Here is a 14,150-nt window from a genome sequence, read left to right as displayed (position 1 = left end):
GACCATTCTTGACTGTTTGAGAAGATGCACAAATGGGACAAACAGGCATAAGAGGAAAACATCAGTATGAAGCTCTTCTTCTCTATCATTACTTGTTTAGCACTACCCACTTTTTTAGTCGGTTGTTCGACAAACTGTCGTCCGCAGTCAAGGCATTTAAACCGTTGTTTACCGTTATGGATGTGAGCATTCTTGACCGTTTGGGAAGATGCACTTCAGGGGACAGGCAGGCATGGGACGAGAAAAGCAAAAAACTCTACCCCTCCATCATTACATCTTGAGCACTACCCATCTTTAGGACTACCAAGAAAACATACTTGAGAGGCTTGCACTCACTGCTTTGGTCTGACGCCCATCAGTAAAGTTGCCAACCAGCTCGAAAGTATCGAACCAAGCCAGAAAAAAGCCAGGGAAATTCCGGCAAACTGAACGCTAATTTCTCCCAGAGGCGACTCGGCTAATGATAGACCGATAGCCGCCAGCCATGCGATCGCTAAAACGATCGTGTAGGTTGCCATGAACTTTCTGGGCCATCCTGCCGGACAATTTAACATCGCCGTTATCGGTAGCAACAAAAGTCCTAGTGAGAGGGCGACGATGAGGATGTTGGTGTTTTTAGTCACCAACCACAAACCAATTGCCATTAAGATGCTTAGAAATACTGCCCCGACTAAATTTGAGTTCTTAACCTCTTGTTCGGAAAGGGTTAATCGCCCGAAGCGGTCAAACCGGAGCAATAAGGTGAATAAGGGGTCAGCAATCCAGGTAAGCAGAACAAACAGACAGTAGGCAATTACCACGAACCACAGCAAAGGGTTAAAGCTAGTTGCAGCAATGCCGCCCACCAGCAGGCGGAAGACAAAGTACAAGCCGATGCTGAAGACTAACCTACGACCGTGACTCAGCCTAGAACTCCACAGGAAGTAGCGCAGCATCAGCCTGTAGAGCGGGTTCTTTGCCTTGAGCGCTTCGAGGATTCCCCGTCGCGCCCACTCAAAAGTTGGTTGAAGCCGTAGTGCTTCGCGGAAACACTCTAACGCTTTAGCGGGATATCCTCCCTGCGCCAGGAGTATCCAGCCGCGGTTGGCATAGCTTCCCGCATATTCTGGGTCAAGTGCGATCGCACTCTCAATGACCGCCTGAGCTTCTGGTAAGCGACCGAGTTGCATCAAACACATCGCTCGGTAATTTAGGCACTCTACGTCCTCTGGGTCAACGACAAGCCCTTGGGTTGCCGCTTCTAGTGCGGAGTGCCAAAGCTGTTGATTATATCGGATGCGCGAGAGCAGGGCGAAGTAGCTGGGGTTATCGGGACTCAGCCGCAAAGCCTCTTTCAGTACTGTTTCCGCTTCTAGAAGCTGGTTGTAATCGCACAGAATATAAGCCAGGACGTAGTGAGCGTACCCCCAATCGGGAGCCAAGCGAATCGCTCGCTGAGCCATCTGGGTGGCTTCCGGGTACATTTGGCGATGATTCAAGCACAGGGCGAGCAGAGTATGCGCGATCGCGCTATCTGGCTCCATTGCCAGTTCTTGTCGCAGTTCTTGCTCTGCCATTTCATACCGCGACTGCTCAATCAGCAGCCGTGCCCGCTCCAAATGTATGCCCATCAGAGTTTCAGATATTTCAGGATGTCATCGTACAAACCGCTCTCATTCGCATACAAGGCATAATTACGAGCCGTTGAAAACCATTCTTTTGTCGAAGGTTTCACGCTTCCCGCCGCCGAAGCTAAATCTTTGGTAGTCAGTGGCTTTGGGATACCTATTTTCATCGCTTCTGCTAACTTCTTTTCTACTGCCACATCCACCACTGCCATTAAGTCTGCGCCTGAATAATTCTCAGTTTTCTTGGCTAAGTGGTTGTAGTCAATATCCTCCACTGGCTTACCCCGACACAGCAGGCGCAAAATGGCTGCTCTTGCTTCTGCATCAGGCGGTGGTACAAACAAGATGCGGTCAAAACGACCCGGACGACGGAAGGCTGAGTCTAAGTGCCAAGGGGCGTTCGTTGCAGCCAGAATTAATACCCCTTCATTAGAACTCCTCACTCCGTCCAATTCTGATAGAAATTGGTTAATTACCATGCGGCTAGAATTTTGTCGCAAGTCCGCACGACTGGCAGCTAAAGCATCAACTTCATCAAAAAATAATACGCAAGGTTGGTTACGTCTGGCTTGTTCAAAAAGGTCGTGCAAATTGCGTTCGCTGTTGCCCAACCACATATCTAATACATCGTTAATTCCGACAGAGAGGAAACTAGAATTAATTTCGCCAGCTGTCGCACGAGCCAGGTAAGTTTTACCGCAACCCGGAGGGCCGTACATCAAAATTCCGCCCCCAATTGCCTTCCCATAAGCTTTGTACAGTTCCGGCTGTTTCAGGGGATAAATAATTTTCATCCGAATTTCGTCTTTGACCGCTTCCATACCGCCAACATCTCGGAATCCGATCGCGGGTTTTTCGACTGGAGTATCTTCTTCTGGGTGCGGAAAGTCTCCCACCCCTGCCCGAATCTTCCCGTCTACGACCTCTTGCACATCCTCCTCTGCCCCAATTCCCAACCTTTCGGCAAAATCTGGGTCGCTGACAGATGGGTCGGCTTCAACAGCTCTGCGATACTGACGGACAGCTTGTTCCACAGCCCCCGTGTTGAGAAGAAGACGCGCATGAAGCAGAAAAGCACCCGCTGGACAATCCAAGCGCTTTATTTGATCTTCCACAATTACTAGCGCTTGGGGATGCTTTCCTTGTTGATAGAAGGCACGAGCTAATCCCAATTTCAACTGCTGATTTTCTGGCGATCGCGCTAAGGCGAGGCGGTATTCTTGCTCGGCTTCCTCTGCCTGACCCTGGCTTAAAAGGGTCTCTGCAAGATGTTGTCGCAAAGGTACATTATCCGGAGAAAATCGGAGAGCTTCGCGCAGTGCCTGAATTGCATCGTTGCTGCTAGTCATCGGGTAATTAGTAAGGGGTGATTGGCGATTGGTGAATGGTAATTGGTAATAATGTTTAAGGTTTAATTGTCAGATTAAAAAACTCTCTTGATACTCAAAACTAAAATTCAAAACTCACTTACTCATTTCCAATTTTAGGAAAGTCAGCCCAGGTTTCTAGGGGTTGAGTGGATTGAACCAGATGCATTCCTGCTGCGGCAAATCTAGCAAAAGCTTCTTCTGCTCCATCCGTGTAATCCACCACTCCAGGAACGACAACAGGTGAGGTGCAATCTTCTAGCAAATACACTTTTTTCGCAAGATTAGCGTCTTTTGCTGTTATTTCTGATAACAAATCATCAATTGTCCAGGCAACGCAGTGACTCTTCGCTTGACCAGCAATAATCACCGCATCAAACGCGAGTAACTGTTGAATCAAGCTGGTATTTTTCTGAGCAATCGGGCGTCCATTTGTACTTTCCAAAACTTCCGCCCGCAGGACAGAATAATTTTCAGTTAAAGGATTATCGCCTTTAATTTCAAACTGCGTTTGGCTATTCCGGGCAATACAGTGGAAAAAGAGTGCCTCTTCCACCGCTGACACCAAAGCGTGACCAATTCCACCCAGCATGGAATGATAAGGCCACACCGTCAGCGGATATTTACCCGCTTCACTCAAATGCTTGACATAATGCAAAGCGTGTGAGGAAAGTTCGGCGTAATCGACACCAGCAATCCCGGCAACGGCTGGATTCACCTTCCACACACCTTGGTGAACATCCTCCGGTGTAATCATCGTCACGGCGGCGGTGGGATGTTCTCCAGCGTTGTTAATCCAGAAGACGGGATGGAAAATTTGCATCGCCGTGTGAGTATCCATTGTGGGAGCGATCGCTGTAATCATCCCCAAATTCCGATAAATAAATTCACTCAGCCGCCGATTATCTTCTACCGCACCCGTACCCGTTCTCCCACCGACAAATAATTCAAAATCGGGGATGCAAAACGTATTCTGGACATCGATTAACAATAGGCAAATGCGAGTTTTGTCCTCAGCCGCCGCTGAAATCTGGTGTTTTTTCGCCCACTCCCTCGCATCCCCTGCCCGTTGCTGATAAGGCACCCGCCAGACTTCCCCGACCTTTTTGGCATCAAAGTGAGGCGGAATCGGCAACTGCTTTGTTGTTTGTGCGTTCATTACTTTCTCCTGCTGTCACCACCGGAGTCAGTGGTGGAATTCCGGCTAAATCGAGGATTTGCGAAATCAAATCTTCTCGTTTCACTGCCATCATATGAACCCCTTGGCAGAGTTGACGAGCTAATTTAACTTGTTCGGCGGCAATTAGCATCCCTTCTTGCAAGGGATCGGAAGCAGCGGCTAGTCTATCAATAATGTGGTCGGGAATATTTACTCCCGGCACGCATCGATTGATAAATTGGGCATTCTTAGCAGATTTGAGCAGAAAAATTCCCGCCAAAATTGGCTTTCCACAGCCAGCCGCGATTTGATCCATAAATTTTTCTAGGCGGTCAAAATCGCAAATCAGCTGGCTTTGGAAAAACTGCGCCCCTGCTGCTAATTTCCGCTCAAATCGACTTTGCAACCCCGACCAGCTAGCTAATTGCGGATCGATAGCCGCACCCACGAACAAGTCAGTCGCCCCATCACTCAAGGGTTTGTCGTTCCAGTCGAAGCCGAGATTCATTTTTTTGATTAATCCCAGCAACCGCACGGATTCTAGGTCAAATACACTCTTGGCATCGGCATGATCTCCAGCTTTTACAGGATCGCCAGTCAAAGCTAAGATATTGCGAATTCCCAACGCATGGGCACCCATCAAGTCAGCTTGCAATCCGATGCGGTTGCGATCGCGACAAGCAATCTGACAAATCGGCTCGATTCCATGCTGGAGCAATATCACTGAAGCCGCCATCGAACACATCCGCAACACCGCCCGACTGCCATCGGTAATATTGACCGCATGAACCCGACCTTCGAGGGTTTGGGCCATTTTCAGCATCTCGGAAGGATCGCCGCCCTTGGGAGGGGCAACCTCGGCGGTCACTAAAAATTCACCCGATTCCACAGCAGCACGCAAATTGGTCTTATAGGGGTGGGGTTCCCGCGTTCCTGCTGAATTTTGAATTAAATAACTCATTCTGAAGCATCAATCACTAATCGCTTCCATCCTTAATAACTTATATCTGGTTAAAGGGGAACCGAATAACCAAGGGCAGCTTTCACTTGGGCAAGAGTAATGGACGCGATCGCTTCTGCTTTCTGTCTACCATCGCGCAACACGGACTCCAAATAACCTTTATCATCCATCACCGCTTGATACTTTTCCTGAATCGGTTTTAGGGCGTTAATCGTGGTTTCCGTCAGCAATGGCTTGAATTGTCCCCAGCCCATATCCTGGCACTCTGCTGCGACTTCTTCCTTCGTCTTGCCCGACAGCACCATGTATAGCGTCAGCAAATTTCGGGCTTCGGGTCTTTCCGAATCGTCAAAAGTCAGACCGCGCACTGAGTCAGTTTTGCAGCGTTTAATCTTGTTTTGGATTTGGTCTGGCGTATCGAGCAGGTTAATTCGGCTCATGTCCGAAGGATCGGATTTTGACATCTTCCGAGTGCCATCCGTCAGACTCATCACTCTAGCACCCTCAGCCCGAATCAGCGGCTCTGGCAGTTTCAGCACTGGCTTTTCCCGGCAAAATTGGTAATTAAACCGATTCGCAATATCGCGGGTCAATTCTAAGTGCTGCTTCTGGTCTTCTCCCACCGGCACTTTATCCGCCTGGTAGAGCAAAATATCTGCCGCCATCAGCACCGGATAGTCTAGCAAGCCAGTATTGACATTTTCCCCCTGCTTAACTGCCTTTTCCTTGAACTGGATCATGTCTTCCAGCCAGTTGAGGGGAGTAATACAGTTAAGCAGCCAAGTCAGTTCGCTATGTGCCGAGATGTGGGATTGCACGAAAATACTGGAATACTGCAAATCAATCCCACAAGCCAAATACAAAGCAGCAATTTTATAAGTATTTTCAGCTAACGTGCTGGCATCGTGGGGCGCGGTAATCGCGTGCAAATCCACCACACAGAAGAAATTTTCGTACTGACTCTGCCCTTCTACCCAGTTGCGGATTGCTCCCAAGTAGTTACCCAGATGCAGATTACCCGTTGGTTGAACCCCAGAGAGAACGCGCTGCTTAACCATGAATTTCAATTTAGCTATCTAGAAGCGCAGCAGGGAATCGCTGCGTTAACAAAACTTATCTATCTAGTTTGCCATTTTCTGGCATCATCGCGGCGTTATTTTAACAGCCCAGAGACAAAGGAGCGATCGCGTCTTTTGCAATTATTCGTTACCTAAACGCTCCATTTTACCCATAATCAGTTTTCTGCTGGATGGAAAATAACCAACCATGCTCAGAATGCGATCGCGCTTTTCAGGAGTTTTGTTGATTGCACAACGTAGCTAGCTTAAATGTTTAGATTTTTGGCTATGAATTTCCTGCGAGTTATCTCTTGATATTTTTCTCCTCGTAGCCGCTCTAGAAGAAACTGATTATTTATGAAAAAAATAGGCCATTAGATGACAATTGTAAATATTTTTCTGAAGTAATTCACTAGGGTTTGGCTGGCAGAATTTCACCTAGATTGGTAGTGTAGTGGTCATAAGTCTGCTTTTCATAGCAAACAAACATTATCTTCCCAACTGAGGTGTTTCGCTCCAGAAAACGTCTAGCTTCAGCAACTGCGATTTTTGCTGCTTTCTCTACCGGGAAGCCATAGGCTCCTGTACTGATAGATGGAAATGCTACGGTTTTAATTTTATATTGCTCTACTAAAGCAAAGCAATTGCGATAGCACTGAGCCAGCACTTTACGTTCTTCATACCTACCACCTTCCCATACTGGCCCAACCGTGTGAATAACCCACTTTGCTGGGAGATTGTAGCCCTTTGTTATTTTGGCATCGCCTTCGGTGCAAACCTTCAGTTTTAGACATTCTTCCTCAAGCCCTAACCCAGCAGCACGATGGATAGCTCCACAAACCCCACCACCAGCCATTAGGGATTCATTCGCAGCATTGACGATGGCATCCACTTGTTGCTGAGTGATGTCGCCTTCTATAACCTCTATTCTTTCACGCATCAGCTTGTTATTCATCCAAAACTCATCCAACCTGGAGAATATAGATTTTTCTGCTGGCTCATAAACAATCGTATTTCCCTGATTTGGTAAAGGTTGGATATGTTTTGTTTGCCCTGAAGCAATCGTTATTGGAATAAAATCAGGGTCAAAAGCAACACAGGTTCCATCAGGGCGATAATGCAGACAGTAATTGCATCCTTTATAATCTTTTATCATCACTACTTTGGTGTAATAATTACTACTTGTTTAGGTTAAAAAAATAACTTATTCTAGTGCTTGGATTCCTATAGTATCATAGACCTGAAACTTCAAATACTTTGCATATTCAGTAACCGATTTGCTGCTTGAACGAACTTATTCAACAGAATTAGGACTTACGCATTGACAGAAGCTTGATTATATGAGTGAAGTACTAGTCGATTTTTTAGGTATTCTAGTATGAAGTCACGAGCTATCTGAAGGGATAAATTCCTCTGCACTTCATAATCGGCTAGCTAAAAAGGCAATCTCATTCGTGCTGCATCGGCACGGTGATTTTAAGTTGATGCACAAATTTAAGGATTGTCTTTGATCGTGTGACTTATGCGGTTAGTTCAAGTCAGCGATCGCTCACGTTGCTTCCACTGATAATCGCCGAATCTGCACTTTTGTTTTGGTTTAGATTTCAAGCGCCAATTGGCACTTGAATCTACCAGCGGCAAACAATAAACAACGTGCAGAACTTGGAAGTATCGCGCTTGTGTAAGCCGCTAGGTAACGCAGTTACTAAAGTCTTTCCCCTCATTTCACAAATAAACAGTCAACTCACTCACAATGATTTATATAGAGAGGTGTTCAATGACTCCCCAACCTTTAACTGAGCGTCAACGTCAACTCATCCAAAAATATGCTTACTGTCAGTTCAATCTTTTGTTTCCCAACGCCTCTGATGTTCTGCCACAGCGCTTGTATAGATGGATGCCCAAACCTCTGGTTGCTCTACTAGGGCAGTCGGCAATCCCATTTCGGGTATAATAGGTCTTGCCCACGGGAGATGTGGGCAGGGATAGGATACGATTTAGCCACTGCTCAGGTGCAATATTTTCCCAAATGTGTGAGTATGTCACGGGATTTTTGATTCTGGAAGAGGTCTATTAATGAAAGCACTTTCGTAAGACCAACGGGTACCCGGACCAATCAAGAGGATATTCCCATCAGGTGCAAAGAGCTTCCAATATTCATCATTTTCTTCACAATTGGAATAAATTGAAAATGTCCGCAAGACCACCTGGTCTTCAAAGGTGAAAATGGTATCCCAGGCTGGACGAAGTAGTTCCACGGAATGCAGAGCCAGACCTTCCATGCCCTGAACTGCTGCTTCCAATTTAGGTCGTGGGTCTTCAGAAGCACCCAGCACTTCGTTACCCTTCTCTAAACGCCAGCCGCACATATAAATCCACAGATGCCACTCTCCATGAGTCCGCCCGTGTTTCCCTCTACGTGGAAGGGGAACCCCAAACTCTAAAGTAATAAAACTACCAACACCCAAAGACACTCCCCAAGCTTTTTGTCCTAGCAGCGGAGCCATCTTTGCTTGAATTTCATGAATGTCTGCTTCTGTTATAATCATCTGCTAAGTTTCCAGTTAGCTAGTAATTGCAGTTAGGACTTACGCATTGACAAAATCCGCAAGGTGTGTAGGCAGAAAGGTTGGTTCAGGGAGCGTTAGCTAGCCCAAACAGACTTTTTGAGGTGGATAATACCTAAGTTGTGCTACAGGGGTATCAGCTCATTAGAACAACTACCAAACCATCTACAGCCAAGTGTGACCTTAACACCTACACTCTATTTCTTCTAGCAGAATCTAAATATCCAGGCTGTACACGCTTGGCAGAAATTATAGAAGGCTTGTCTCATGATAGTGTCAACCGCTTTCTGTTACGAGAGCAATATGAACCCAAAGATTTGTTCGATGAAATCAAGGTAAATATTGACTTGATAGGTGGCACATTAAGCGGAGATGACACGGTAATTGATAAGCCTTATAGTGCGCCATCTTTGACAGAACTAATTGGATACTTTTGGTCGGGGAAGCTCCATCGTGTAGTCAAAGGGATTCAGCTAATCACCTTGTATTATACTGACCCGGAAGGGAAGTCTGTCCCCATCAATTATCGCATCTATGACAAACAGGAGGGCACAACCAAAAACGATTATTTCCGAGAAATGATAACTGAAGTTTTAGGTTGGGGATTGAAACCAAAAATGGTGACCGGAGATAGTTGGTATGCTCTTTCGTGAGAACCCCAAATTCCTGAAAAACAAGGAATTTGGGGTTCTGATGGGTGTTGCCAAAAATCGCCAAGTCTCGATCAATGGTGGAGAGTACACCCAAGTGCAAAACCTAGAAATTCCTGAAGAAGGGCTGATGGTATATCTCAAGAAGTTTGGGCGTGTCAAAGTATTTCGGAGGAGATTCAAAAACGAAACCGAGAGATACTACATCATGTATTACCAGACTTACAGAGATGGAGCAAATCACTAGGCAGGAATTCAAACAATTCCATTCAATTCATTGGGGAATTGAATGCTATCACCGAGCAATTAAGCAAGTCTATGGGATTGAACGATTTATGGTGAGAACAACGGAGGCTATTAAAACTCACTTTTTTAGTGCTATTCGAGCTTTCACTCAGCTAGAGTTAATGCGAGCTAAAGAATTAATTGAAAATTGGTATGAAGTGCAGAGGAATTTATCCCTTCAGGTAACTCGTGACTTCGTACTAGAATACCTAAAAAATCGACTAGGACTTCACGCATATAATCAAGCTTCTGTCAATGCGTAAGTCCTAAGAATTATCCGTAGCTACTGTATAAGCAACCCTATTTGGAGATACCTTTAGTTTCTTTACGTTCAGCATACCTTCGATTAACGCTGAATTCTAAATTAAAACTTAAGCAGCTAATCGCTTGACCATGAAACGAATTAAGAGCCATAAATCAGCCTTTCACTTACCTCAGAATACACCTTGGAATCCTTCGCAACAGAATTTAACCAGTCTTGAATACGAATTTGCAGATTTGAGAAAAAGAAGTGCTCGCTCATCCAGATGAGCGGCACGAAGCACTAAGATAGATAATAAATTTCAGCGTGATAAAATTTTTAGGCATTGATTTGGGATGGCGATCGCAACCCAGCGGATTATGCTGCCTCACATGGGAAGATGGGCAGTTGCATCTGTTGGATTTAGATAGACTCGAAACAATAGAAGAGATCCTTAACTGGATTGATACTTGGGCACCCGCACCAGAATCGGCGATGATTGCCGTCGATGCCCCAACACTGATTCCCAACACCACTGGGACGCGACTACCTGATAAACTTACCCACAAATATTTTGGTCGCTATCACGCGGGTTGCTACCCAGCGAATCTAGGACTCCCCTTCGCCCAACGCACCGTAGGATTTGGACTCAGCCTCGAATCCCGTGGATTTGCTCACGCACCAACGATCAAACCCCAACAACCGGGACGCTATCAAATCGAAGTATTTCCCCACCCAGCCATCGTCAACTTATTTAGCTTAGAACGCATTTTAAAATACAAAAAAGGAAAACTAGCAGAACGTCAAATAGAACTCATAAAACTCCGTCAGTATATTGTAAATAGCCTACTCAACCTGACACCAAAACTAGATGTCTCTTCTGCCTCTTCCTCTCTGCGTCCTCTGCGTCTTGGCGGTTCGTTTCTCTTAGAAATCCCCAGTACCCTTGCCACCTTTAAAGCCTTAGAAGATAAGCTAGATAGCCTCATCTGTGCCTATGTTGGCGCTCACTGGTGGTACTGGGGATTAGAAAGAAATTTGGTGCTGGGAGATGACACCACCGGATATATTGTCGTCCCCAAGAATCATTTCGAGTTTTAAATTTTGAATTAATAACTCAAAACTCAAAACTATCTAAGCCCAAAGAATCAGTCCTAATTCGTAGGGGCTTGATAGATTATTGTGTTTTGGCAAAACCCGTAAAGAGAAACCCTGCAACCCACTGGAGGTATAGAGAATATCAACAGTGTAAATACTACATCCTTGTTGATCTTTGCCTTGGTAATTCATCACTACGGGAATGCCGTTGACAATCTCCCCATCGACACCAACGGCACCCTGATAAAGTTCAACTTGAACATCATCGAAGCTGAGTTCCCCCAGATTAACCCGCGCTTTGACGCTAACGGTTTGGTTGACCATAATCCCAGCCGGTTCTGAGACATCAACTTCTTCGATTTTGATGTTGTACCATTGCTCGAAGATTCGTTGCTTCCAGGCGGCTACATCCTTGGCGGGGGCGTAGTTGTCTGCGGTCATCGTAGAGTAGCGATCGCTCGCCGGGAAATATCCCCGCACTGCATACTCCCGCACCATCCGCGACGTATTGAAGAACGGACAATTCAACCGAATCGAATCCTTCATTTTGGCAGTCCACTTACGGGGAATTCCAGCTCCATCCCGGTTATAGAACAGCGGCATGACTTCCTGTTCTAGCAAGTCGTACAAAGCATTCGCTTCCACATCATCTTGATAATTGAGGTCTTCATAGTCTTCCCCGTGACCGATGGGCCAGCCAGTGCGGACATAATCTGCCTCATCCCACCAGCCATCCAGCACGCTCAAATTTGGCAAACCATTCATCGCCGCCTTCATTCCACTGGTGCCAGATGCCTCTCGCGGACGCCTAGGGGTGTTCAGCCAAACATCACAACCCGCCACCATCAATCGGGCAACATAAGTATCGTAGTCCGGGATAAACACCACACTGGCATTCATTCCTTCTTCCCGCGAGAAATGAATGATATCCCGGATCAGTTCCTTCCCAGGCATATCCTTGGGATGAGCTTTTCCAGCAATGACGAACTGCACCCGCCGATTTGGATCGCCCAACAAGATTTTCTTGATCCGGTCTAGGTTCCGCAAAAACAGAGTTGCTCGCTTATAAGTCGCAAAACGACGGGCAAACCCGATTGTTAGCACCGTTGGATCTAATACTTCCTGCGCTTGGTCAATCTCAGAGGGAGAAGCACCGCGATCGCGCAACTTTCTTACTAGGCGATCGCGCACAAACACCACCAGTTCTGACCGCTGACGCTCGTGATTGCGCCACAACTCCTCATCTGGAATCGACTGCACCCGCTCCCACAACGGATCGTCTACTGGCGCGTCAGACCACTGAGGGCCAAGGTAGCGGTCATACAGCTCCTGCGTTGACTTCGCTACACAAGTGCGGGCGTGGACTCCATTCGTAATCGCGGTAATCGGCACCTCATTGAGTGGAAAATCTTTCCAGAGACTCTGAAACATCTTCCGCGACACCAACCCGTGCAGCTGAGCAACCCCATTGACAAAGCTCGATGTCTTCATCGCCAGTGCTGCCATGCTAAACGGTGACGCCAAATCCCCAGTGTCCTCCCGTCCTAAGCCGAGAAACTCTTCGTGGGAAAGTCCGTAAATATCGGCATAGTGCCCCACGTAATAAAGAGCCTTATCCGGGGGGAACAAATCGAACCCAGCAGAGACAGGCGTGTGAGTCGTGAAAACTTGACTTGCTTGCGCCACTTGTTTAGCGGCGGCAAAATCCAGTTTCTCTTCCTGCATCAGCATCCGGATGCGTTCCAGAATCAGAAACGCTGAGTGACCTTCATTCAGATGGTAAACAGTGGGTTTGTATCCCAGCGCCTTCAGCATCCGGAAGCCCCCGATGCCCAACATCATCTCCTGGTGAATCCGCATATCCAAGTCACCACCATACAGCTCGTCGGTGATGTCGTGGTCGTAGGGATTGTTCGGCTCAATGTTGGTATCGAGCAGGTATAGGGGCACTGTGCCCACTTGCACGCGCCAGACACGGGCATAGACGGTGCGCCCTGGATACTCTACAGAAATCCGCAGTTCCGAACCGTCAGGATTGCACTCCGGGTGCAATGGCATATTGTAGAAATCGTTAACCGGATAGCGTTCCTGCTGCCAACCATCGGCATTGAGGTACTGGGCAAAATACCCTTCCTGATAGAGTAAGCCGACGGCAACGAGGGGTAAGCCTAAGTCACTGGCTGATTTCAGATGGTCTCCCGCGAGAACGCCCAAGCCACCAGAGTAAATGGGCAGGCAGTCGGTTAGACCAAATTCCGCGCAGAAATAGGCATAACACTCCTGAGTCCTGAGTCCTGAGTCCTGAGGACTGAGCGAGGAAGCAGAAGAATTTTCTTGTTTCTTCTCAGTCCTCTGACCGTTCACCTCATTCCTGTGTTTGCGATACCACGTCCGTTCTTGCAGGTAGTCGTCTAGCTGGCGGCTGGCTCGTTCCATGTGGGCAACAAAGCCTTCATCTTCAGCAACTTCTTGTAGCCGCGCTTGAGAAATAGTTCCCAGCATTAGCACTGGATTGTGACGGCTGGATTCCCACAAATCGCGGTCTAGGCGGCGAAATAACTCTTTAGTTTCAAAGTTCCAATCCCAATGCAGGTTATATGCCAGTTTTCGTAAGGGTTCTAGTCTTGACGGCAAGGCGGGGGAAACGTTAAATGTCCGAATCGGCTGCATTGACAAAGCCTCTAAAGTCTTAATAGAGCTATTGTGTACTCACTTCCGCTACAAGTTGGATGCTCTTTATACTCTTTTTTTGGACTGGAAATGTTGATCCCTTTATCCAGCTAGCTGCCCTTAGCAAGCTGCCGCTTTCAATCTAAAATCCTAGTTTTTCCAGGGAATATTGAGAAAATTTGTTTAGAAAAGCGCTCCTAGCACGGGAGCGATCGCCTAAAAGTGCTTAACATCGCTTCTCCTACCACGCTACCCTTCGGCATCACCCATCGCATAATGCCCTGAATCGCCACGACTGTAACTAACTTATTGGCACAATAGTCGCATGTTTATCCTCCTAATTGTTCCCACGCTCTATAGCGAGCTGGGATCGCACGTTACGAAAGATCCTACTATTTTCTAGGTTCTGCAATTTACTCAATTTTGAGTGAGGAAAAAGCCAAAATACATGAACTGGGTGCGATCTCGTGGTATAAAAACAAAGCGA

General features: G+C 46.9%; 10 protein-coding genes and 1 pseudogene. 3 read left to right on the top strand and 8 right to left on the bottom strand.

Annotated elements, in window-relative coordinates; all coding sequences use genetic code 11:
• Positions 1-332: 332 nt before the first annotated feature.
• The 6 genes from H6H02_RS19790 to H6H02_RS19765 form a co-directional block, all read right to left on the bottom strand.
• Positions 333-1,610 (bottom strand): tetratricopeptide repeat protein, encoded by a 1,278-nt coding sequence (locus tag H6H02_RS19790; RefSeq protein ID WP_190820888.1) that lies wholly within the window; start codon positions 1,608-1,610, stop codon positions 333-335.
• A complete protein-coding gene (locus tag H6H02_RS19785; protein ID WP_190820886.1) occupies positions 1,610-2,956 on the bottom strand; it encodes an ATP-binding protein in 1,347 nt (448 codons plus the stop codon). The genes H6H02_RS19790 and H6H02_RS19785 overlap by 1 nt, the downstream gene beginning before the upstream one ends.
• A 118-nt stretch (positions 2,957-3,074) precedes the next feature.
• Positions 3,075-4,133 (bottom strand): cysteine hydrolase family protein, encoded by a 1,059-nt coding sequence (locus tag H6H02_RS19780; protein ID WP_190820884.1) that lies wholly within the window; start codon positions 4,131-4,133, stop codon positions 3,075-3,077.
• Positions 4,087-5,094: a methylenetetrahydrofolate reductase gene (locus tag H6H02_RS19775; RefSeq protein ID WP_190820882.1), complete on the bottom strand. Its 1,008-nt coding sequence runs from the start codon at positions 5,092-5,094 to the stop codon at positions 4,087-4,089. The genes H6H02_RS19780 and H6H02_RS19775 overlap by 47 nt, the downstream gene beginning before the upstream one ends.
• A gap of 50 nt (positions 5,095-5,144) precedes the next feature.
• Entirely contained in the window at positions 5,145-6,152 is a 1,008-nt protein-coding gene (trpS, locus tag H6H02_RS19770) for a tryptophan--tRNA ligase (RefSeq protein ID WP_190820880.1), read from the bottom strand.
• A gap of 412 nt (positions 6,153-6,564) precedes the next feature.
• Positions 6,565-7,308 (bottom strand): O-acetyl-ADP-ribose deacetylase, encoded by a 744-nt coding sequence (locus H6H02_RS19765; protein ID WP_347342632.1) that lies wholly within the window; start codon positions 7,306-7,308, stop codon positions 6,565-6,567.
• A 621-nt stretch (positions 7,309-7,929) separates the two neighbouring features.
• Here H6H02_RS19765 and H6H02_RS19760 point away from each other — a divergent pair.
• The gene (locus tag H6H02_RS19760) at positions 7,930-8,106 is read left to right on the top strand and encodes a hypothetical protein (protein WP_190820878.1); all 177 of its coding nucleotides are present in this window, start codon (positions 7,930-7,932) and stop codon (positions 8,104-8,106) included.
• Between the two features lie 88 nt (positions 8,107-8,194).
• Here H6H02_RS19760 and H6H02_RS19755 read toward each other — a convergent pair whose 3' ends face one another.
• Positions 8,195-8,701: a hypothetical protein gene (locus H6H02_RS19755; RefSeq protein WP_190820876.1), complete on the bottom strand. Its 507-nt coding sequence runs from the start codon at positions 8,699-8,701 to the stop codon at positions 8,195-8,197.
• A gap of 161 nt (positions 8,702-8,862) precedes the next feature.
• Between H6H02_RS19755 and H6H02_RS19750 the strand changes: the two are divergent.
• Together H6H02_RS19750 and H6H02_RS19745 are read left to right on the top strand one after the other, a co-directional pair.
• A pseudogene (locus H6H02_RS19750) lies at positions 8,863-9,917 on the top strand (transposase).
• A gap of 308 nt (positions 9,918-10,225) precedes the next feature.
• Positions 10,226-10,996: a DUF429 domain-containing protein gene (locus tag H6H02_RS19745; protein ID WP_190820907.1), complete on the top strand. Its 771-nt coding sequence runs from the start codon at positions 10,226-10,228 to the stop codon at positions 10,994-10,996.
• 33 nt (positions 10,997-11,029) lie between these two features.
• On the opposite strand, the gene glgP is transcribed toward H6H02_RS19745, so the two are convergent.
• The gene (gene glgP, locus H6H02_RS19740; RefSeq protein ID WP_190820874.1) at positions 11,030-13,663 is read right to left on the bottom strand and encodes an alpha-glucan family phosphorylase; all 2,634 of its coding nucleotides are present in this window, start codon (positions 13,661-13,663) and stop codon (positions 11,030-11,032) included.
• Positions 13,664-14,150 lie beyond the last annotated feature (487 nt).

Origin of the sequence: Coleofasciculus sp. FACHB-1120, from assembly GCF_014698845.1 — a bacterium.
In the GTDB taxonomy this organism is placed as follows: domain Bacteria; phylum Cyanobacteriota; class Cyanobacteriia; order Cyanobacteriales; family FACHB-T130; genus FACHB-T130.
The sequence above is the reverse complement of the archived record's forward strand: the minus strand, read 5'-3'. Positions and strand labels throughout refer to the sequence as shown.

What these genes read in the sequence shown, in the direction of transcription:
- H6H02_RS19790 (WP_190820888.1), bottom strand. Translation starts at nt 1,610, where the DNA reads ATGGGCATACATTTGGAGCGGGCACGGCTGCTGATTGAGCAGTCGCGG.
- H6H02_RS19785 (WP_190820886.1), bottom strand. Translation starts at nt 2,956, where the DNA reads ATGACTAGCAGCAACGATGCAATTCAGGCACTGCGCGAAGCTCTCCGA.
- H6H02_RS19780 (WP_190820884.1), bottom strand. Translation starts at nt 4,133, where the DNA reads ATGAACGCACAAACAACAAAGCAGTTGCCGATTCCGCCTCACTTTGAT.
- H6H02_RS19775 (WP_190820882.1), bottom strand. Translation starts at nt 5,094, where the DNA reads ATGAGTTATTTAATTCAAAATTCAGCAGGAACGCGGGAACCCCACCCC.
- trpS (WP_190820880.1), bottom strand. Translation starts at nt 6,152, where the DNA reads ATGGTTAAGCAGCGCGTTCTCTCTGGGGTTCAACCAACGGGTAATCTG.
- H6H02_RS19765 (WP_347342632.1), bottom strand. Translation starts at nt 7,308, where the DNA reads ATGATAAAAGATTATAAAGGATGCAATTACTGTCTGCATTATCGCCCT.
- H6H02_RS19760 (WP_190820878.1), top strand. Translation starts at nt 7,930, where the DNA reads ATGACTCCCCAACCTTTAACTGAGCGTCAACGTCAACTCATCCAAAAA.
- H6H02_RS19755 (WP_190820876.1), bottom strand. Translation starts at nt 8,701, where the DNA reads ATGATTATAACAGAAGCAGACATTCATGAAATTCAAGCAAAGATGGCT.
- glgP (WP_190820874.1), bottom strand. Translation starts at nt 13,663, where the DNA reads ATGCAGCCGATTCGGACATTTAACGTTTCCCCCGCCTTGCCGTCAAGA.